Origin of the sequence: Phaeodactylibacter sp. (assembly GCF_040219495.1) — a bacterium.
In the GTDB taxonomy this organism is placed as follows: domain Bacteria; phylum Bacteroidota; class Bacteroidia; order Chitinophagales; family Saprospiraceae; genus Phaeodactylibacter.
The window spans coordinates 52,762-73,363 of sequence record NZ_JAVJSK010000074.1 but is presented as its reverse complement, the minus strand read 5'-3'; the positions used below and the strand labels follow the sequence as shown (position 1 = coordinate 73,363).

Annotated in this window: 18 protein-coding genes; 2 read left to right on the top strand and 16 right to left on the bottom strand. The window is 51.2% G+C overall.

Translation table 11 applies throughout. The features are described from left to right. Positions 1-97 precede the first annotated feature (97 nt). The gene (locus RIC19_RS11025; RefSeq protein ID WP_350178373.1) at positions 98-691 is read right to left on the bottom strand and encodes a gluconate 2-dehydrogenase subunit 3 family protein; all 594 of its coding nucleotides are present in this window, start codon (positions 689-691) and stop codon (positions 98-100) included. Positions 692-693: 2 nt separating this feature from the next. Continuing rightward, on the bottom strand, positions 694-2,400 hold the full coding sequence (locus RIC19_RS11020) for a GMC oxidoreductase (RefSeq protein WP_350178372.1): 1,707 nt from the start codon (positions 2,398-2,400) through the stop codon (positions 694-696). Between the two features lie 379 nt (positions 2,401-2,779). Here RIC19_RS11020 and RIC19_RS11015 point away from each other — a divergent pair, with 379 nt between their 5' ends. Next, positions 2,780-5,647 (top strand): T9SS type B sorting domain-containing protein, encoded by a 2,868-nt coding sequence (locus tag RIC19_RS11015; RefSeq protein WP_350178371.1) that lies wholly within the window; start codon positions 2,780-2,782, stop codon positions 5,645-5,647. A gap of 12 nt (positions 5,648-5,659) precedes the next feature. Beyond that, positions 5,660-6,739: an aromatic ring-hydroxylating oxygenase subunit alpha gene (locus RIC19_RS11010; RefSeq protein ID WP_350178370.1), complete on the top strand. Its 1,080-nt coding sequence runs from the start codon at positions 5,660-5,662 to the stop codon at positions 6,737-6,739. Positions 6,740-6,784: 45 nt separating this feature from the next. Here RIC19_RS11010 and RIC19_RS11005 read toward each other — a convergent pair whose 3' ends face one another. The 14 genes from RIC19_RS11005 to RIC19_RS10940 form a co-directional block, all read right to left on the bottom strand. Beyond that, a complete protein-coding gene (locus RIC19_RS11005; RefSeq protein ID WP_350178369.1) occupies positions 6,785-7,408 on the bottom strand; it encodes an urease accessory protein in 624 nt (207 codons plus the stop codon). Between the two features lie 2 nt (positions 7,409-7,410). Next, positions 7,411-8,538 carry an NHL repeat-containing protein gene (locus RIC19_RS11000; RefSeq protein ID WP_350178368.1) on the bottom strand — a complete coding sequence of 376 codons (1,128 nt, stop codon included), beginning with the start codon at positions 8,536-8,538 and terminating at the stop codon, positions 7,411-7,413. Next, positions 8,532-9,551, bottom strand: coding sequence for a hydrogenase expression/formation protein HypE (gene hypE, locus RIC19_RS10995; RefSeq protein ID WP_350178367.1), 1,020 nt, complete (start codon positions 9,549-9,551; stop codon positions 8,532-8,534). Before hypE ends, RIC19_RS11000 begins: the two co-directional genes overlap by 7 nt. A gap of 23 nt (positions 9,552-9,574) precedes the next feature. Further along, entirely contained in the window at positions 9,575-10,678 is a 1,104-nt protein-coding gene (hypD, locus tag RIC19_RS10990) for a hydrogenase formation protein HypD (RefSeq protein ID WP_350178366.1), read from the bottom strand. A gap of 186 nt (positions 10,679-10,864) precedes the next feature. Beyond that, entirely contained in the window at positions 10,865-11,161 is a 297-nt protein-coding gene (locus tag RIC19_RS10985; protein WP_350178365.1) for a HypC/HybG/HupF family hydrogenase formation chaperone, read from the bottom strand. Then, positions 11,139-13,451, bottom strand: coding sequence for a carbamoyltransferase HypF (hypF, locus tag RIC19_RS10980; protein WP_350178364.1), 2,313 nt, complete (start codon positions 13,449-13,451; stop codon positions 11,139-11,141). Before hypF ends, RIC19_RS10985 begins: the two co-directional genes overlap by 23 nt. Position 13,452: 1 nt before the next feature. Beyond that, positions 13,453-14,172 carry a hydrogenase nickel incorporation protein HypB gene (gene hypB, locus RIC19_RS10975; protein ID WP_350178363.1) on the bottom strand — a complete coding sequence of 240 codons (720 nt, stop codon included), beginning with the start codon at positions 14,170-14,172 and terminating at the stop codon, positions 13,453-13,455. Between the two features lie 38 nt (positions 14,173-14,210). Further along, a complete protein-coding gene (locus RIC19_RS10970; RefSeq protein ID WP_350178362.1) occupies positions 14,211-14,582 on the bottom strand; it encodes a hydrogenase maturation nickel metallochaperone HypA/HybF in 372 nt (123 codons plus the stop codon). Between the two features lie 4 nt (positions 14,583-14,586). Then, positions 14,587-16,095 (bottom strand): hypothetical protein, encoded by a 1,509-nt coding sequence (locus tag RIC19_RS10965; protein ID WP_350178361.1) that lies wholly within the window; start codon positions 16,093-16,095, stop codon positions 14,587-14,589. Continuing rightward, positions 16,070-16,366, bottom strand: coding sequence for a hypothetical protein (locus tag RIC19_RS10960; protein ID WP_350178360.1), 297 nt, complete (start codon positions 16,364-16,366; stop codon positions 16,070-16,072). The genes RIC19_RS10965 and RIC19_RS10960 overlap by 26 nt, the downstream gene beginning before the upstream one ends. 269 nt (positions 16,367-16,635) lie before the next feature. Beyond that, positions 16,636-17,025 (bottom strand): hypothetical protein, encoded by a 390-nt coding sequence (locus tag RIC19_RS10955; protein WP_350178359.1) that lies wholly within the window; start codon positions 17,023-17,025, stop codon positions 16,636-16,638. A gap of 144 nt (positions 17,026-17,169) precedes the next feature. Further along, positions 17,170-17,676, bottom strand: a complete 507-nt coding sequence (locus tag RIC19_RS10950) for a hydrogenase maturation protease (RefSeq protein WP_350178358.1) — start codon at positions 17,674-17,676, stop codon at positions 17,170-17,172. 115 nt (positions 17,677-17,791) lie between these two features. Continuing rightward, entirely contained in the window at positions 17,792-19,384 is a 1,593-nt protein-coding gene (locus RIC19_RS10945) for a nickel-dependent hydrogenase large subunit (RefSeq protein WP_350178357.1), read from the bottom strand. Between the two features lie 18 nt (positions 19,385-19,402). Further along, positions 19,403-20,383: an NADH-quinone oxidoreductase subunit B family protein gene (locus RIC19_RS10940; RefSeq protein WP_350178356.1), complete on the bottom strand. Its 981-nt coding sequence runs from the start codon at positions 20,381-20,383 to the stop codon at positions 19,403-19,405. Between the last annotated feature and the right edge of the window lie 219 nt (positions 20,384-20,602).

Genomic DNA, 20,602 nt, shown 5'->3' with positions numbered 1-20,602 from the left:
AGAAGCCCGGGAAAACCAAGAGCCCAAAGTGTAAAATCCAAACAAGCTCTCCGTTCAAAACATGTTTGTAGCGGAGGGCTTAGGTAGGGCCTCCAGCCTAATACGTCCACGCCGGCTGCCCGGCCTCGTAGGGCATGCAAGGCTTGTACTGCCCCGGTAAGGGCAGGAAAGCGGTTACTTCTGTGCCGACTTTCTCAGAAGTGAAGTAGCCCAGTAAAATGAGTTGTTTCAGTTTGAGAAAACCGGAGAGCTCCTGCTCTTCTTCAATATCGGAATAGACGATTTCAGCTTCTCTCGCTTCAGTATCGATGTGGTTGAGCAGCGACAGGCGCGCTTCGGGAGGGAGGTCCGGAAAGGCTTTGCCATGTTCAGCTTGTGCACGGCCTTGAATATCAGCCAGGCTCTGAGTAAGGGTTTCCTGTTCCTCTTTCTTAAGGCAGGTGGCAGTCAGGCGGTCTATGAACTCCGGCACACCCACGTCTTTTGCCCCCGGCGTATCGGTAGCCGGGAGGATGGTTTCGGCTACCTCAGACAGGGTGGCTGCCTGATCGGCATCAAAAAATTGGGGCACCCAGGCTGCTTTGGTTGAAGCTTCTGCCTGACAACCCTGCATTACGGCGGTAATGGTAGATGCAGAAAGCGCCGCACCGGTCAGTAATACTGTTCTTTTTATAGCTGCTCTTCTGTCCATGATCAAAGGTTCAGTTTTTTGAGTTCCTGCACGGCGTGGTCAGCAGCGCGTGCTGTTAGTGCCATGTAGGTTAAAGAGGGGTTTTGGCAACCTGCAGAAGTCATACAGGCTCCATCGGTAACAAAAACATTCGGGCAGTCCCAAACCTGATTGGTGCCGTTCAGGACGGAGGTTTTGGGGTTGCGGCCCATACGGGCGGTGCCCATCTCGTGTATGCCCAGTCCCGGGTAAGAGCCTGCATCATAGGTTTGCACATCGCGGAAGCCCGCCGCGTCCAGCATCTCCGCTGCTGAGTCCATCATATCCTGCCGCATGATACGCTCGTTTTCTTTAAACTCACAGTCGATAGTCAGGGTGGGCAGCCCGTGCTTATCCGTCACCTCCTTGTTGAGTTTGACGTGGTTTTCGTAGTAGGGCAGGCATTCGCCAAAAGCGCCCATGCCGACTTGCCAGGGCCCGGGGGTAATGAGTTGGGCTTTGTATTCGGCACCGAGCCCTTTTTCCATCTCCTGAATACCCCGCACCCAGTTTTGGCGGCTGCCTGCACCCTGATAGCCAAAGCCCCGGATGTAGTCCTTGCGCTCGGTACGCTTGTCGAGGTTGCGGAACCGGGCAATGTAAAAGCCAACCGGCCGCCGGCCTTCGTAGTAGCGGTCGCCAAAGTCATCATGTATGCCCTGCGCACCGGCGCGGAAGTGGTGGTCCATCAGGTTGTGCCCCAGTTGGCCGGAGCTGTTGCCCAGCCCGTCCGGATTGTACTCATCAGCGGAGTTCATTAAAATAAAAGTAGAGCCCAAAGCTGAGGCGCAGAGGAAGACAATCTTGGCGTAGAACTCCATAGCTTCTCCGGTTTCTGCATCGAGCACCCGTACGCCCTTGGCTTTTTTCGTTTCGGGGTCGTAAATGACGGAGTGCACCACAGAATTCGGGCGCAGGGTCATATTGCCGGTAGCCTCCGCTGCCGGCAGCGTAGCTGCATTACTGCTAAAGTAAGCCCCGTAAGGACAGCCACGGATACATCGGTTGCGAAACTGACAAGCTCCCCGGCCGTGAATGGCCTTGGTTAGGTTGGCGGTGCGGCCGATCGTCAGGGTACGGCCAAAATTCGCCTTCATGCTGTCCCGCAGGTGCTCTTCAATACAGTTGAGTGGAATGCCCGGCTGAAATTGCCCGTCGGGCAGGTGGGGCAGCCCTTCAGCGGTACCCTGAATACCGGCAAAGCGTTCCACGTAGTCGTACCAGGGTGCCAGGTCTTTATAACGCACCGGCCAGTCCACCCCGTAACCGTCTTTGGTATTGGCTTCAAAATCCAAGTCGCTAAGGCGGTAAGAGTGGCGGCCCCACATGATGGAACGCCCGCCTACGTGGTAGCCCCTGATCCAGTCAAAGCGCTTTTTCTCCGTATAAGGGTGCTCCGTATCTTTGACCCACCAATGCTGTGTGGAAGGAGCCATCGTGTAGCCCGTCCGCTGTTGTTTGGGGTAGTCCCGGAGTTCTTCCTGTGTGAGGTGGTTACGATTGGGCAGCTCCCAAACTTCCTTCATAGCGGTCGGATAGTCGCCGTGGCGCACCATACGGCCGCGTTCCAGCACAATCGTTTTGAGCCCTTTTTCGCAAAGCTCTTTGGCGGCCCAGCCACCGCTGATACCGGAGCCTACCACGATGGCATCGTAGGTGTTCCCGGCGTTCCCTTTACTGTTAAAATACATGTGTTGTTTCTGGTTATTTAGTAAGGCCCTCTGAGGCAGTTGGCTAATTTATCAAAAAATAGTTGTTAACTATCCAGCATCAATTGAAAAACGCATTTTCTGTCTTTGTTTGCTCCAATCCTGAAGGGCGAAAAGACAGAAAATGATCCGCCACCTTTCGGTACCGGTTTGTCACCGGGCATTTTCTGCCATTGGCTTAGCAAAAGGAAGGGCCGAGACAGGTACAGTCACCTGCAAAAGCGTTAAAAACAGCCCCGGAGGGCGAAACTGATTTTCAAATCGTTATATTTTGATCGGACCAAGTTCCTGTTTTTCCACAACCCTGCCTGCAACCGGTAAGTGAACGGCCGGTGGGCCACTATAATTGAAGTTCTGGCATATGAATGCAAACCTAACTCGACGGCCACTGAGGGCCTTGCTGCCACTGTTGTTTTTGTTGGTGCCCGGCACGAATGCCTGGTCGCAGGACTTCACGATTATCGCCGAGAACCAGAATCTGTACTCGGTGGATATTGATGCCTGTGAAGTGACCTTTCTGTCCTCAATCTCACCTCCTTCGGTGAGTTTTACCGATATCACCTACACGCCGGATGGCCAGCTTTGGGGCATCTCTGCCGATGGCCGGTTGTACCGGGTAAGCCCTAATACGGGCGCCACGGTCCTGATGACTACGATCCCACAGGGCAGTTTCTCTTTTTACACGAGCCTGGTCGCTGACCAAAACGGCTTGATCTATACCGTGGGCTCCAATGGTAATGTGTATACCTACAATCCGGCTACGGATACAGCCGAGTTTCTGGGACAGTCGAATTATGGCTCCGCAGGCGACCTCACGTTTGTTGACGGGCAGCTGGTGATGGCGGGTATCTCTAATCAGATGATCGAAATAGACCTCGATAACCCCGGGAACAGTACGCCGGTCCTTAACTTTAGTGTAGGGGGCTCTATTTTTGGTGTGGTTACCTTTGTAGAAGATTGCGAGAATACGGTTACCTACGCCAGTAACGACAGCTGGCAGGGGGCCATCTTTTCTATCGACTTCGTCAACGGCGACCTGATTCCGGTTTGTAATGCCGGTGTGGTCATCTACGGTGCGGCCAGCGAGCTGGAGTTTTTGGCCGCAGCACCTTTGGAACTGGAGACCCTGCAAATAGTGCCGACCTCCTGTGCAGTGCCTTTGGGCGCGGTTACCGTCGAGATATCTGGTGGCAACGGCGGGTTAATGTACAGCCTGGACGGGCAGGGGGCGCAGTCTTCAAACGTTTTTGATAGCCTCCTGCCGGGGACTTACACCATTTTGGTGGAAGATGACTTCGGGTGTACACTGGAAGTGGAAGCAGAGGTGGAAGCGATTGGCAGTGCACCGGTAATTGAGAGCGTGGAAGTGGAGGGGACGACCTGCGGGGATACCAATGGCAGCCTGGCCATACTGGCAGAGGGAGGAGAAACACCCTACGAGTTCAGTATCGATGGGGCCACTTTTGGGAACGCAAACCTGTTTAGCGATTTGCCCTCCGGGACCTATCTCGCTACCGTCAGCGATGCTCAGGGCTGCACCGATGAAGTAGAAATCGAGATTGACAGCAGCTCTGCCCCCCTGATTAACGGGATTGATATAGACCCCTGCGAGGCAGCAGGCGTGCGCCTGACCATTTCGGTCCTCAATGGCATAGCACCTTATACATACAGTATCAATGGGGTGGATTTTCAGTCCGGGCCGGTCTTCAATAATATCCCCAGCGGTACATTGACAGTGACCGTAAGGGATGAAGCAGAGTGTGAAAGTATGCTCGATATTGAGGTGCCGGAGGCAACGCCCCTCCCTACGCTTTCTACCACCACCACTCCCGTGAGCTGTACCAATGACGGAGGCACGGTCACCGTCAATACCGGGTCGGCAACGGGGTTAGCCTTCAGCTTGGATGGCAGTACATTTGCAGATAACCCGGTGTTCGCAGCCCTGCCTGCCGGTACTTATACGGTGACTGTGCAGAACGAATTGGGCTGCACCGAAAACTTCGAAGTCACCGTAGAAGACTTGGAAGATGGGCCTCAGGTAGCTGAATTAGAGATTGAAAACACGACTTGCGGGGCAGGCAATGGCCGCCTGGAGTTGTCAATCAGTAGTGGCACGCCCCCGTTTACCTATCAGTTAGGCACAGGCGCACCGCAGCCTTCCCCGGTCTTCGAAAACCTGAGCCCCGGCACCTATCAGCTGAACGTGGAAGACGGGCAAGGCTGTACCTTGGAGGTCGCCGCCGCTATTGGCGAAAGCCTGCCCCTAAGCATCAATGTTGCGGCAGCGCCCTGTGGTGCCGGTGCAAGCACCTTGTCCATCGAAACCACCGGAGGCAGCAGTATGGGGCTGGAATATCGCCTTAATCAGGGGATATGGCAACCCGATCCCCTGTTTGACAGCCTGGACCCCGGTTTGTATACGGTAGAAGCCAGAGACAGTGGGGGCTGCATGGATAGCCGGGAGGTAGAAATTGCAGCAGTGCCCGCGTTGACCCTTGATCTTGATTTTGTGCGGGGCTGCGGGCCCGGCGAAAGCGCCCTTAAGGTCAGCGGTAGCGGTGGCAATGGCGGCTTACGCTATCAGCTCAATAGCGGCGCGGTGCAGACGAGCGGGGTGTTCACCGGGCTTTCTGCCGGGAGCTATCAGTTGTCGGTGGTGGATTCGGCGGGGTGTAGCTCAGAAGACCTGCAGGTAGACGTGCCCGGCGCTCAACCACTGCAGCTTAGCGTTCAAAGCACGCAACCTGCTCGCTGTGCGGAACCTAATGGTACGCTCACGCTAGCAGGCAACGGCGGCACACCACCCTATGCGTACGCCGTAAACGGGCAAGTTCAAAACGGCTCGTTCTTCGAGGGGTTGCCCACCGGTATAGCCTCACTACTCCTTACCGATGCTGAAGGCTGCACCCGCGCAGACAGCCTGGAACTGGTTTCGGAATGCCCGGTTTATGCCCCTTCCGCCTTTTCTCCGAATGGCGATGGCCGCAACGACCGTTTTGAACTTTTCTCCGGACTACCGTTCTTTGTGGTCAGGTACCAGATCTTTGACCGCTGGGGCGGGCTGTTGTACGAAGCGGCTGGCTTTGATTCCGACACCAGAAGCTTGTATTGGGACGGCACGGCTGCTGGTGACCCGGTCAATACCGGTTACTATACCTACTATATTGAAGTGCTGGATGGGCAGGAGAAGCCGTTGGCATTCAAAGGAGGTGTGATGCTGGTACAGTAAAACCAACACGATATGATTGAACCCGATATCCGCAAAGCGCAGACCCTTGAAAGCCGGTTTTACCGGGATGCGGGCATATTCGAGGCGGCCAGGGACCGCATTTGGGCCAAAGCCTGGCATTATGCCGGGGATGCCGCTGCTTTAGCAACGCCCGGTTACGCCCACCCCTTTACGTTGTTGCCCGGAATACTGGACGAGCCGTTGGTAATCACGGCTGATCAGGCGGGGCAGCGGCGATGTTTGTCCAATGTATGCACCCACCGTGGCAAGATTATCGTTGAGGAATCAGGTCCTGTCCGGCAACTTTCGTGCGGCTACCACGGGCGTTGCTTTCGTCTTGATGGCACGTTTAAAAGCATGCCAGCGTTTGAGGAGGCTGTAGGTTTTCCTGCTGCGTCCGACCATTTGCCCAATTTGCCACTGGAGGAATGGCTGGGGCTGTTATTCACCAGCCTGGAGCCCTATGCTGATTTTAGGGAAGCTATTGCTCCAATACAGGAGCGGATCGGTTTTTTGCCTTTATCACAATTGCAATTTGCGGAGGAGGGGAGCCAGGATCACCACGTGAAAGCACACTGGGCGCTGTACTGCGACAATTACCTGGAAGGTTTCCACGTACCCTTTGTGCACCCGGCACTGAACACAGCACTGGACTTTGGAGCTTATGATTACGAAACCTTCGACTGGTGTAATCTTCAGATCGGGATTGCCAGGCCCGGGGAGCCGGCCTTCGATTTGCCGGAAGGCCACCCCGACTATGGGAAGCGGGTATACGCCTACTACTTTTTTCTATTCCCTAACCTGATGTTCAACTTCTATCCCTGGGGGCTTTCCCTCAATATCGTAGAGCCGCTTACCCTCAGTCAGACCCGGGTGCGGTTCCGGTCGTATGCTTTTCCGGGCACTGCTTTTGACCGTGCAGACAACAATATTGACCAAACAGAGCTGGAGGATGAAGCTGTGGTGGAAAGTGTGCAGAGAGGTATTCAGTCCCGCCTGTACAAGCGAGGGCGGTTCTCACCGAAGATGGAACGCTGTGTGCACCATTTTCACCGATTGGCTGGTCAGGCCATGAAAGGGGAGGCCGGTTAGGTCTTTTTAATCCTTGCAATACTCCCCAAGACAACAAGCCTGTAATCAGATCCTAAAATTTTCGAAGATTACATAACCCCCATAACCAATGCAAAGTGCGCTTGACAAGATAATGAGGATGAGTTGCAAACTCCCCTGGCTAAGCATCCAACGTGCAAAAGGAAGGCTCAATGCACCAGCCGCTACCAGCATTCCAGCGGCAGAACTTAAGCCAAAGATTAACAAATAAAGTAAGCCTTCCCAGGTCCCGGTTACATTAGCCAGTACCAATAGAATCAGCGCCCCTGATCCTGCTAAACCGTGTACTAGTCCTACGCCATAGGCCAGGCCGTGGGTGTGGTTGTCATCAATCGGGGTGCCCTTTTGATCATGGTTTTGGTAAGCCTGAAAAAGCCTGCGCAGGCCTAAAACAACCAGCATCAGGCCAACGGTGGCTTCAAGGTATCCGAACACCGTATCCGATATGGCCGCTCGCCCCAGAATGACAGCCATACCGATCAACATGATGGTTGAGCTGTGTCCCAGTCCCCAATATACCCCATCCTTCATGGCTAAATTTACCCGGTCCCGACGGGTCACCAGATTGCCAACTGCAACGAGATGATCCGCCTCAAATGCATGGGTGAAGCCGATAATGGCGGCTAAAAAAATAGTCAGTTCTTCGGTCATGATCAATCAACTTTGTGTAGTACGACCCGGTGATTACCCGTATCGGCAATGGCTAATATGCCTTCATCAATGGTAAGGTGAAATGGCCAGTATAAGCTATGCTGACTGGCCTTGATGCTGTTGCGGTTTTCAATGCCCAGATTAAATGTTGCCTGGCCCAGTAATGAACTGGCGGGCTGATTGTTTTGGTGCGGTAAGGTGTCAAAACGAAGTACCCGGCTATTACCTGTATCGGCTACGTAGAGGCCATTCTTGTAAAAGGCGGTATCATAGCACCAATTCAGGGTGTTGGCTTCGGGGAACCAGCGAAATTGATTCTGTCCGTTTCCATCGATTTCCGCCTGTCCGATGATGATTGGCGAAGTTGCTGGGTCGGTTGCCGCCGCAAGGTTTTCAAAAAGCAGCACCCGGTAGTACTGGGTATCTGTAATGGCAATCTCTCCTCCGGGGCCTACCTTGACAGAGTAAGGCCAGATGGGTTGTGTATGATCATAATCCCGGTCTGTAAAGTGCTGTTTACCGATCAGCTGATCGGCCGCTGCAAAATGCTCTGTGGGGAACTGGTTATAGACCAATACCCGTCGATTTCCGGTATCAGCCACAAATAGTTTCCCACCGGAAAAGTCTATTCCGTACGGCCAGTTTAAGCTGCGGGCGGAAGGCGTTGAGCCTACGCCCTCTACATTGGGTTGGTTGTGATTGAAGTCCGGCTGGCCCAAGACAATATCAGCGGGCTGCCCATTGGTGGTAGGCCATTGGTTCCAGATCAATACCCGGTGGTTCCAGGCATCACAAACCACCACGCGGTTTCCGTCACTCCACAAGCCTGATGGGTACATTAAAGTTGATGCGGTCACCTTTCCTCCTGCATTTCTGTCGGTATCCGTTTTTTCTATCTGCCCCAGCACGACATCTGGTTCCTGGTGGCTTTGAGTGGGCATTTCGTTCCAGATGAAGACGCGGTTTTGACCGGTATCGGCGATGAGCAATTTTTTATTTACCAGGTGTACGCCCCTGGGAGCGAGTAGAGGATTGTCATTGCCCCCTAAGAAAATCTGACCATCAGGTTGATCATTTATGGTCTCATCAGGCTGTTCTCTGTCGTTAGCACGGGCTGGAGTATCTAACATATTCGAGGAAGTTGTTCTCCGGTAAGCATACTGACCACACGCTTTCCGCCGATGCCGGAAGTCATCACGACCTTTTTGGGGTGTTGTGCGGTAAACGTTCCGATTACTTTGGCAAAACGACCGGCAGGGTTAGCGTGGCACTTCGTCAAAAAGAGGTCCACAGCTTCTTCGGCAACCACGGCCAGGAATAATCCTTCATTGGCTACGTAGAGGGGGTCCAGCCCCAGTAACTCACAAGCGCCGGCAACTTGCTCATTGATCGGCAGATCGCGTTGCGCAATGCTGACGCCCAGGCCCCGGTCTCTGGCGATTTCATTTAAGACGGTAGCGACCCCGCCCCGGGTCGGATCCCGCAGGAGTTTAATATCATTCCCAACTTCATCTAGTAACTCCTTTGCTAAATGGTGGAGCGGTTGGGTATCGCTTTCAATTTGGCTTTCAAATTCAAGGCCCTCCCGAACAGACATGATCGCCATCCCGTGGGCGGCCAGTTCGCCGCTAAGAACGATTTTATCACCCGGTTCGATGCGGGTCAGGTCAATAGCGGCATCGGGGTGTACTTCGCCGACCCCTGTTGTATTGATGAATATTTTATCTCCTTTGCCACGCTCCACTACTTTCGTATCACCGGTAACGACCTGCACACCAGCGGCGAGACAAGCATCACGAATGCTTAGGAGAATACTCCAGAATTCGGTCATGGGTAGCCCCTCCTCTATGATGAAGCTCAGGGAGAGGTAACGCGGGATAGCACCACACATCGCCAGGTCGTTCACTGTGCCATTGACGGCTAATTCACCGATATCGCCACCGGGGAAGAAAATTGGCGAAACGACAAAACTGTCGGTGGTAAAGGCCACCTTGCCCTTAAGGTCGAGTATCGCACCATCGTGCCGCTTGTCCAGCAAGTCATTTTTTAAGACCTCGAATACGCCACTGTCCAAGAGGATGTTGGTTAGCTTACCGCCGCTACCGTGCCCCAGGGTGATGGTTTCAAAGTCAAGTTTTGGCATCGGGCAACTAAGGTTCATTTTACTCATACTTCCTGCTCTGCTAGTAGTCCGCTAAAATGGTAATAAGCGGCACAGGCACCCTCTGAGCTCACCATAGGCGCCCCTAAAGGCCGCTCGGGTGTACACTTTGTCCCAAAATTCGGACAATCATTCGGCTTGGCCAGCCCTTTCATAATAGCTCCTGATATACAATCCGGGTTTTCAGGTGCTTCGGCAATATTGACACTGAATTTCCTGGTGGCATCGTAAGCGGCGTAAGCGGCTTTGACCTGGTAGCCACTCTCAGGGATATTGGTCATACCCCTCCAGGTCCGGTCAGTCACTTCGAATACCTGGTAAATGGCCTCCATTGCATTATGATTGCCTTCGGGCCGTACCATTCGGGTATATTGGTTTTCCAGCTTTGCTTCACCGGCCTCCAATTGCCTGACGGTCATCAGAATACCTTGTAGCAGGTCGATCGGTTCAAAGCCCGTAACCACCATTGGGATATTATACGCCGCGACGAGCGGATGGTATTCACTGGTCCCCATGATGGTGCAAACATGGCCAGCGGCCAGGAAGGCTTCAATTTTACTTTCCGGGTCATCCATTACGGCTTTAATAGCGGGCGGAACGAGGACGTGACTCGCCAAAATGCTATAATTGCTTACTTCCATTCGCTCAGCGTGCAAGACTGATAATGCGTTAGCAGGTGCTGTGGTCTCAAAACCGACCGCGAAAAAGACGACTTCCCGGTCAGGGTTTTGCTCCGCAATCTTTACGGCCTCGAGGGGGGAGTAAAGAATTCGGATATCCGCTCCGTCTGCTTTGGCTTCCAACAGGCTTTTGCCTGATCCCGGCACCCGTAACATATCACCAAAGGAGCAAAGGATCACATTTTTCTCTTCCGCCAGGTAAATGGCTTTATCGATCAGGTTGGTCGGCGTTACGCAAACCGGACAACCCGGACCGTGAACCATGTTGATCTCTTTAGGCAACATATTGAGGATGCCATTTTTGACCAAACTATGGGTTTGTCCACCACAAACCTCCATGATGGTCCAGGGTTGGGTGACGGTCTTCTTTATTTCTTCCAGATAGCGCATGGCTACTTCCGGATCTCGGTATTCAGATAGGTATTTCATGAATTTCAGTTATAAGTGCTAACACATCTTCACGGTATCATTCCAGTCGGGTGAATTTTGATCCTCAACGGGAAAGAAGACCAAGTGCGATCGCCTAAAGGCCACTGTAGGAATAGACAACGGTTGTACTAAAAAGGCTTTCTGACCAATCTTGAAGCCAGAGGATAATGAGTAGGGTAGTGCGAATCAGGCTTTTCGCCAACCAGCGGCCTCTACCTGGCCGGGCACGTAGTCCCCTTCGGTCAGCTCATCGGTTTCTCCCATCTGTTCGAGGTACTCAAAGACCCTTTTGGCTTCCGTTTCATCGACTAAGCTGATCGCGACACCTACGTGAACGAGTACGTAATCCCCTACTTCTGCCTGTGGGACCATATCCAGTGTAGCATCTTTGATAATCCCACCAAAGGATACCTTCGCCATTTTGATTTTCCCGTCATATTCGTGGCGAATCGATTGTATTTTACCCGGTATAGCTAAACACATGTTGTTCTTTTTTATGATTTTCCACCCGCTGTTTAATCGTGTAATGCGCTAGTTGACCCAGGGCCACACATTCGTCATTGGGTGATACAAATTTCTGAAAATGAACTTGATAAGACTTATTGAGTTTTTCCGTCAGCAATTCTACCAATAAGATATTTTGAAATACGCCGCCGCTAAACGCGATTTCCTTTGTTCCCCACTTCAGGGCGGACTGCTCGACCAGGCTCACCAGTGTCAAGTGAAAACGGGCAGCTTTGATTTCGGCACTGTTTTCATCCTCTAATATAGCCTTAATGATCGTTTCGGCGGCAAAATTCCCGGAGTGATCCAGGCGTACTGCGTATCCCCCCAGGAGTTGGGCGTCAGCCAGGCCTTTTCTAGCGATTGCTTCCAATCTGCTGGCCGCCATGCCTTCATAACTTTGTTGGTCGCAGTACCCTAGCAGACTTGCTACAGCGTCAAACAACCTGCCCATACTGGAGCACCCGCGTTTCGTACTAGTCCTTAGCTGCTGATATATACGGTATTCGGATGGCGTAAATTTTTCTTCAACTGCGGTACGGGCAACAGGGAGGTCACCCGCAATAGCCAGGGCTGCCAAACGGGGCTCCTTTGCTAGCTTATCCCCCGCGAAGTGTGGGTAGTAAGTCAACTGGCCGACCCGCGTGAAAGTGCCGGCCTCAAAGACAAAACTTTCTCCGCCCCAAATCTGTCCGTCGCTTCCATATCCGGTACCATCCCAGATGATTCCCAGGACAGGGGTATTCCGGACCTTCAACAAATTGTTTTCTAATAATACCGCTGCAAAATGAGCTTCGTGGTGCTGAATCCGGACCAGGGGAAGGTTATTGGCTGTAGCGTAGGCTTCTGCAAGCTGACTGGCCGCGTAGTCGGGATGCAGATCAGCTAAAACCAGGCTGGGTACTGCTTGTAACAGTTGCTGGAGATGGGATAGGGTTCGCTGGTAGTTTTGCTGGCTACTGTAGCTACCCAGATCACCCAGGTACTGGCTCAGGTAGGTATTGCTACCGTGCTGAAGCGCAAATACAGATTTTAAATCCGCGCCGGTGGCCAGTATATCCGTTTCCGGAAGGTCCGTGTTTGTGTGAACATAGGTTGGGGCATATCCCCTGGACCTTCTTAGGAATACAGGATGCTGATGACGGGAAAAAGCGACGACGCTATCATCCTGCGGTACAAGTACCTCCCGGTTGTTGGTGATAATAAGATCTGCGACTGAGCCAAGCCTGTCTCCGGCTTCTCTATCTTGGTATACAATAGGTTCTCCGGAGAGATTGCCACTCGTTGCGATGATCGGGCTACCAAAAGCCTTTAGTAGCAGGTCGAATAGCGGTGCACAGGGCAGCATTATTCCAACCCGGTCGAGCCCCGGGGCAATCGCTTCTCTTGCCAGGGGCAATTTATTGGCGTTGACTTTATCTGATAGTAAGACGATTGGGGCATTGAGGCTTTCCAGTGCTTCGGACTCTTCTTTACGGAGTTCGAAATGTTTTGCCACTTCACCGGTACTGCCGAACATAACCGCGAGGGGCTTGTCCGGCCGATGTTTGCGGAGACGCAGTGTCTCGACAGCCTCCACGTTGGAGGCATCACAGGTCAGCAAGAACCCCCCGATGCCTTTTAGAGCGACTATTTTTCCTTGCCGCCAGTAAGTGGTTACCGCCTTTAGTATTTCTGGTTGACCAAAGGGTTGGTTATCCCCATCTATACGCAGTTGGACCGCACATTTCGGACAGCTGTTTGTCTGGCTGAAAAAGCGTCGATTGTCAGGAGAATGATATTCGTCGGTACAGGCCGGGCACATGGCGAAATCTGCCATTTCAGTTCGGTGCCGGTCATAAGGCAGGCTATTGATAATGGAGTAGCGCGGCCCGCAATTTGTGCAAGTCGTAAAGGCATAGCCCGCTCTACGTCCGCCCTCTGTCTCAAGGTCTGCTTTACAGTCTGGACAGATACCCAGGTCCGGGGTCAGCAGCAAGTCCGTTTTTCCCTGCCCCTCACTTTCGACGATCGAGAATTTCTTAAAGGCCTGCCATTCGGTTTCGTGGTAGGTTACCCGTATGATCAAGGCTGCTCGCGGGGCCTCATTTTTAATTTTTGTGAGGAATGATTCAAGCTGGCCCTCATTTGCATTCAGCGTTATCCGGACCCCATCTACTCCGTTTGATACATGACCAAGCAGGTCTTCCGCTTGTGCAAGACGGTATACAAAGGGTCGAAACCCCACCCCTTGTACCTGACCTTCGATATGTATTTTCCAACTTTTCACCTTAGGTTTTGGTCAGGCTTCCCGCCTTTTTTTCAGCCGTTTTGGTTAGTAGCCAGTCACACCAGGCATCCATGCCGTCTCCCTTGAGACTGGATAATTCGAGTACATCAATGGTGGGGTTGATATCGAGTGCATCCTTGACGACAGCATCTACCGAAAACGGTAAATAAGGCAACAAGTCGCATTTGGAAATCACCATCACTTCGGAAGTCAGGAACATCCGGGGGTATTTTTTGGGCTTGTCATCTCCTTCCGTGACCGCAATGAGTGTTACCCGATAGTCTTCCCCCAGATCAAAAGCTGCCGGGCAGACCAGGTTGCCTACATTTTCAACGATTAGCACGTCGGTATCACTCAAATCGAGTTGTTCCATCGCCTGCCAAACCATTTGAGCTTCAAGGTGACAGATGCCTCCGGTGACAATTTGCAGGGCATCGAGCCCAACCTCTTTTAGCCGGTCGGCATCCCGTTCGGTCTCGAGATCCCCCACCAGTACTTTCATCTTTATCCGGTCACCCAAGCGTCGGGCCGTTTCCTGTAGCAAAGAGGTTTTACCACTTCCCGGACTAGAGGTGATGTTGACCAATAGGATTTGTTTTTCAGCTACCTGCTTTCGGATTTGCTCCGCCACGAAATCGTTGGCTTTGAGCAGGTGCATGGTGGTATTGTCGCAGTTGACGGAACCGCGAGCCATCCGATTAGATTTTTGGGTAGTATTCATGATGATTCTTTTTGAATGGACAAGATAGCCTGGAAAAATTAACCAGTAGCAGGAGATGTGATGGGGTCTGCAAATTCTACCTTATGGATTAATAATTCATTCCCCTGAATGACGTTACTGGTGGGCCTGCCACAATTGGCGCAGGCAAATTTGTAGTCGTGGATCTCACTTTCGTGGGTACAGACTTCGCAGCGCACCCGAACCGGCAGGACCTCAATTTGAAGGCGGACACCTTTAAATTTCCCTTCTCCTTCCTGTACTGCAGCAAAAGCATTTTGCATCAGGATCGGCTGTACATTAGAAAGCACCCCAACGCGCAAACTGATCTCCGTTAAGCGGGATAGCTCTTCTTTGGAAAATTCGGTTTCCAGGGTAGCGGATATCGTTCTGACCAGTGATACTTCATGCATAATATCAAGCGTAAGCAGCTTTAAGCTGATGTAATTTCTGTAAGTGGTTTTCTGCTTCAACGACCAACTCCGGGTTGGGGGAAATAGCGATGACCTCCTTTGCTTTATCTACCATATCATTGAATCGAAGCTCGTCGAAGGTGTCCTCGGGCATCCCTAAAAACCATTGCCCTTCCAGGTAATTCAGCAGGGTTATTGACCTTTCCAGTGGCATGGAACCCGCCGGCCTGAGTTTCAGGGCTTCCTGATAAAAGTAGAGCGCCTTTTCTACATTATCCGTCAACTTTGCTTCCGGATATTTGATAAGTGCATTACCGTAATGATTACAAACCATGGCGTACTCCCGAGGATGCTCTTCCTTGTTTAGAATACTCAGCGCTTCCTGGAAAGCTGTACTGGACACCGCTGCCCAGATCCCCTTCTTTTGCTCCTCATCAGGAATCTCGGTGTAAATAAGGCCTAATTTTTGTTGAATATCTGCGTAGATCATCGGCGCTTTTTCGCGGGTGAAGCTCTTAGCAGCCTTTTGCAGAGCCTCTGCGGCTTTACGATAGAACTGAGGGTTGCCATCTTGCGCCCAGCTGAAGAGTAAACTTCCCTTGCGCAGGTAAGCATCCGCGACTATTAGTGCCGCCTGCTCTTCTTCTTCCAATAGTGTGATTGCCCGGCTCAGATAGCCGAGTCCTTCGCTCCAGCTTTTTTCGTGGTGGCAGATCGTTCCTGCATCCATTAATACCATAGCGGTATCCATTGGGCGGTCCTGCTTTTCAAAGGCTTCCAGTACCAGCCAAAGATCATGCTTGATCTCTTCCAGCTGATTCGTATCGAACGCCGGGCCGACCAGGGACATTCGTGCCTGGCACAACGAATAACGCAATGCCGTTTTTCCAGCTTCGGAAGCTACGCTGGCCAGTCCAATCCGCAAGACGCGAATCGCATCCTGAAATTCTCCCAGATCCATCAACAGCATCCCGAATTGCCGAGCCGTATATGCAAGATGTTCTCCGCCCGGAGCCGTTTCCAGTGCTTGTAGGTAATAGTACTTGGTTTGCTCAGGGTCTACTTTCTCCATCCCGTAATGGCGAATTACCGCATGGTTATGCATCAGGCGGTATTCGTCAAAATGCTCAAGGCTTGAAGGTAAATCGTTAGCATCAATCGTAAGGCCGTGTTGAAGGCGGTTGTAGATATCCAGTTCGTGATTCAGGCTGGGGTCCGTGGTTGCCAGAAAATGGTATACCCTTTCGTAGTTGTTTAACCGGCTGTACAGCAGCGCTAATAAATATTCGGGCTGTAAGTCCAGCTTTTCTGTAAGCAAGTAGGGGGGCATGACATCAGACCAGTCCAGGAGTGGAAAGATGGCATCGCCCTTGACAATTAGATTCAAAGCACTGGAAACTGGTTTTTCTTCCAGATAATCTACGAGGTGGACCAACTCGTCCAATCGGTCTTCGCTTTGAATAATAGCGGTCAGTTGCTCGTGGTATTTAGTTGCGGCGTATATCGTTAGCATCAGGTTGTTCCTTAGGGCGCGGATCACGGGGATCGGCGCTGATTTGTCGTTGAAAAATATTGGCGTGCCATTCGGCTTTTTGGCGGCTTGGGTAGTCGTTGATCGGGCGGACCAGTTTCTTTAAAGGGTCATCACGGTCGGTAAAAACCATAACCACCCAAAATCTTCCCTTTTCCTCTTTGATTTTATGCGTAACCAGACATTTTTTGAGCCAGCCTGCTTGTTCACCCAAAAATCCGAGGTCCTTTTGATCTCCAGTTTTATCGCTCACAGCTTAGCATTTTGTTGTCGCTAATCATTCCGTGCATAAAGTCAATTAAAAGTGTGCTAAAGCAGCTTGGCCAAAAGATTGCTAGAGAAGGCTGTTTTAGAGCGTGCTGGGACTTTAGTAATCCGTCTGTTCCGGTGCGGCGGGACGCTTTTTGATTATACTACGTTCCGTAAACCCTTATTTAGCTAAGGCTAAACTCCGGTTTCCGTACCTCGCCTAATCAAAAAAATGATTTTTTTCGGCGAGAAGACCAAAATCCCAAAACGCTCTTACTCATCACTACCAAGTATGACCTGAAGTAATTGTAAACCTTCTATCGTCGAAAAAGCCAGCGGACGATCTTCTTCATCTAAGCCGTTGTCGATAATGATCTCCTGTAGGCTCAGGGATTTGTCGCCCTGCATATTACGGTCCTTAAGCATGACCAGACTGCATTGATGTATAGTCTTGAAAGCGTCATTAGACATCGGTGCTATAAGTAAAGCTTTCCGTTGGGGATAGTATACCGTATACACTTGTCGCTCATTGTTGAAAACGCGTTTAGCCAGGCCGCCACTCAACCATAAATGCTGCCGGTTGAGGCGCACCTGATCGCCGTCTAAACCAGGAGCGATATCGGCAAATTCGGAAAGCAAATCCTGGTGAAAAATACGTTCCATTTGATAGATTTTTTATCGCTTTTAGTGATTAGAGATTTGATGGATTGAGCGAATTTTAGGTGGCAAAGCGGCCTTTTATCCTCTTCCTTATTGGAGAAAAGGCTAATTGTTTTATCCAACAAGCCCCATAATCCATCAAGTCTGCTACACACGATTCGTCACCGCTTCATGATTGTTGTCGGTGGCTTGGTTAGACCCTTCGTCCAGACGTGCTGAAATGATATCAATGAGTCGGTCACCACCGGCAATCACCTCCGGGCTCATCCCAATATCTAATTTAGTATTGGTAATGGAGACCAAGTATACACCTATGTCATCAGGGTACTCATCCTGAAGAATTTTTTTGGCGTAGCTAAGGGCTTGGTCCCATTTCAGACTATGCAGAAACACCATTGGGTCATCCTGAACAGCGGCATTGATTTCGCTTGCTGGAAGGTGGTATAAAGTACCATCAGGTTCTCCGGTATTGATAACTCCATCAACAAAGATGATCCTTTCGTTTCCTTTAAGTTGGAATAGCACCTCGAAGGCGGAAGTGCCCATATCGAGAATGGTCAGTTCTTCCCGTTCGGGGTACTTCTCTTTTAGCTGCTGAATGACGTAACAGCCAACGCCGTCGTCGCTGCGGGCTGGATTTCCGAAGCCTAGCAACGCGGTTTTTTTAGCATTCATAATGCGTTTAGACTTTACCGGCTTAAAAAAGCTGTTTAGAGTAGGTCTGGAGGTTTTTTCAGTAGAAAGTACCTCCAAACGTACTCTAAAACGTTTACAATTTAAATCGTGCCATTTCTTCACCATTCTTAGCATCGTGGGCGTGAACGGTGCATACCAGACAGGAGTCAAACGAGCGGGCAACCATGCCAACTTCTACCGGATCATGTGGGTCTTCCACTTCGATACCTTCCAGTGCGGCTTCGATAGGGCCGACTTGCCCTTCGTCGTCATTAGGGCCGACGTTCCAGGTCGTTGGAGCCATAACCTGATAATTCTCGATTACCCCGTTTTTGATTTCTACCCAGTGGGCCAATGCACCACGAGCGGCTTCGGTAGCTCCCCAACCCTTGCCATCACGTTCTTCTGGCTTGATGTAGAACTCTCCGTCCAGATCAACTTGAGTCAACCACTCCATGATTTGAGTATAAATGCGTGGAGCTTCGTGCGTCCTCGCCAGAGAGCGTGTAAAGACACTTGGGCCCATCTTATCCATGATATCGAGGAACAAAGGATCTTTGATCTGATGATCGAGGTTATCAGGGTTTCCGGCCATGATGACCCGGCTAAGGGGCCCCGCTTCGGCGGCGTGGTTATCATAGCGTGGTGCTTTACTCCAACTGTATTTACCTTCCCAATTGGTATCGTGCATGGTTTGGCTTTCCATTGGTGTTGGCAGTGGTTCGTCCCAGGGGTGAGCGGCCGGGACATCTTCGTACCAGGCGCGGCCAACGTGTTCCTGTATCTTGAGATGGTCCATTTCATGGAATTTTTTTCCATCATAGAATCCACCCGGGCTGATCACAGCGCTTTGCCGGCCCTCTACGGTAGGATTATTGTAGAGGTCTTTATGCAAATAGGTGCCATAGGCAAGGAATTTACCCACCCCTTTACCGAATTTATCAAGCCCGAATTCAATAGAGGCACGAATAAAGAGTCCGAGGTCAGAGTTTTTCTGACTTTCGTTTTCTTCTACCCATTCCATCAAGTCATCCCAACTTTTGATTTGCAAGTACCGTTCGATAGAGCAACCCAGCCAAACGGGTTCCAGCCAATCGTTGCGAAATTGATTCAAGATGGCCGTTGCCCGAGTGATATCCTTGAGGGTAGGTGCACACATGACGCCACCAGGCACCATATAAGAAGAGTGGGGCCACTGCCCTCCGAATAACGCATAGACTTCCACCGGTCGCCCGGAGGCAACTACCCCTCTTTGGAAGGAGGTCCCTACGTAAGCGGCAAATCGTTTAGTGACTTCCGGGTAGAGCGGGTGATGGGCAAATTTTTTGTTCGCCAAATCTGTGGCAAAAATAGCGTAGAACCAACGCGGAATACTCTGAAGCGTTTCCGTTGCCTGCCCGATTGCACGAAGCAGTAGCGCGTTGGGCGTCAGTTGCGTTTTCCAAATGGTATCCAGCGCAGAAGAAGCGCAATATAAGTGGCTGCCGCCACAGATCCCACAAATACGTGGCGTTACGATCAGTCCGGACTGGGGGTCTTTCCCCGCCATAATCTGTTCAAACCCACGAAACATTGCTGCCTGGGTATGGGCTTTAGTGACAACGCCACCTTCCATATATACTTTCACGTCTAGGTCTCCCTCCACGCGCCCGACCGGGCTGATATTTAGCTCTTTTACTGTTGACATAGTGAGGTCGCTTAAAGGTTATTTACTGGTTTCGAAGTGTTCCTGCATGGTACCGGTTGCCCTTTCCAGACTACCAAGTACTTTCTCAAACCCAGCTCGGGTGTAGTAAGCGAGTTTGGATACCCCTGCGGGGACGTCCTTGGGTAAAAAACCCAGATGCTTCATGGTTTTAAGAACGGATCCTTTGACCAAATCGTGATGCGGGAACCCTGGTTCGGTACAGCCAAGACAAGGATGATTGGTCCGGGTTTTGGAGCTTTGGCGGTTCCATAGGATTCGGTTACAACTTGCTCTCGTCATGGGGCCGCGGCAGCCTACTTCATAGAACAGGCACCCGCCACGCTTGCCAAAATGTCCGTCCATTTTCTGGGCAAAACTTATAGCATTGGGGCAGCCGGTTTGTACGAAATCAGTGAAGAAGGTCTTTGGCCGGTGATAATCATCGATCAAGACGTCACCAACCCTGCCGGTACTGATCGCTACCAGAATTTGAGTCACCCAATCAGGATGAGCAGGGCAGCCCGGTATGTTAATTACCGGCAAACCTCCCTTTGACTTGAAGTCTGGTCCTAGCAAGCCTCCTTTTGCTTTCTTATGGAATTGCATCCCTGTACTTTCGCTGGGATTTGGGGGGACTGCGGGGATCCCTCCCCAGGTGGCACAATCACCGATAGCGACAACAAAGCCGGCTATATCACTCAGCTCTTTCACCCAGTCGATCATGGGGCGTTCTGCAAAGTAGTTCATCGTCCCGGTGCCGTTGGGGCCCTGAATCAAACTTCCTTCAAAAACTAAAATGTCTAATTGGGTTTTTCCGGCTTTTATGTCGTTCATCAGGTCAGTTACCTGGTCGCCTATTTCCAACCCAATGCTTGGGTGCCAGAGGATGTTGATGCCGAAATCGACTACCAGCTCGGGTATCGTCGGCTCTTCGGCGTTAAGAAAGGACATAGTGTTACCACTACACGCCCCGCCCTGTAGCCAGAGAAGATTTGCCATTGATCAAATTTTAATAAACGGTGGTTTTGCTCCTTAAATAAGGATAACACCTATGAAGGTATTGACTAAGAAAGATTAAAAATATGAAATTTTTATTTGTCCAACAACTTATTTGATAAAATCATAGCTCTTTAAAAAAGGTCTAAATAGGTTTTTATTAGGGATTAGCGGCCCATTACAAAGCTATAGCGCCTTCGTTTTAAGGGCGGTTGGGATCAT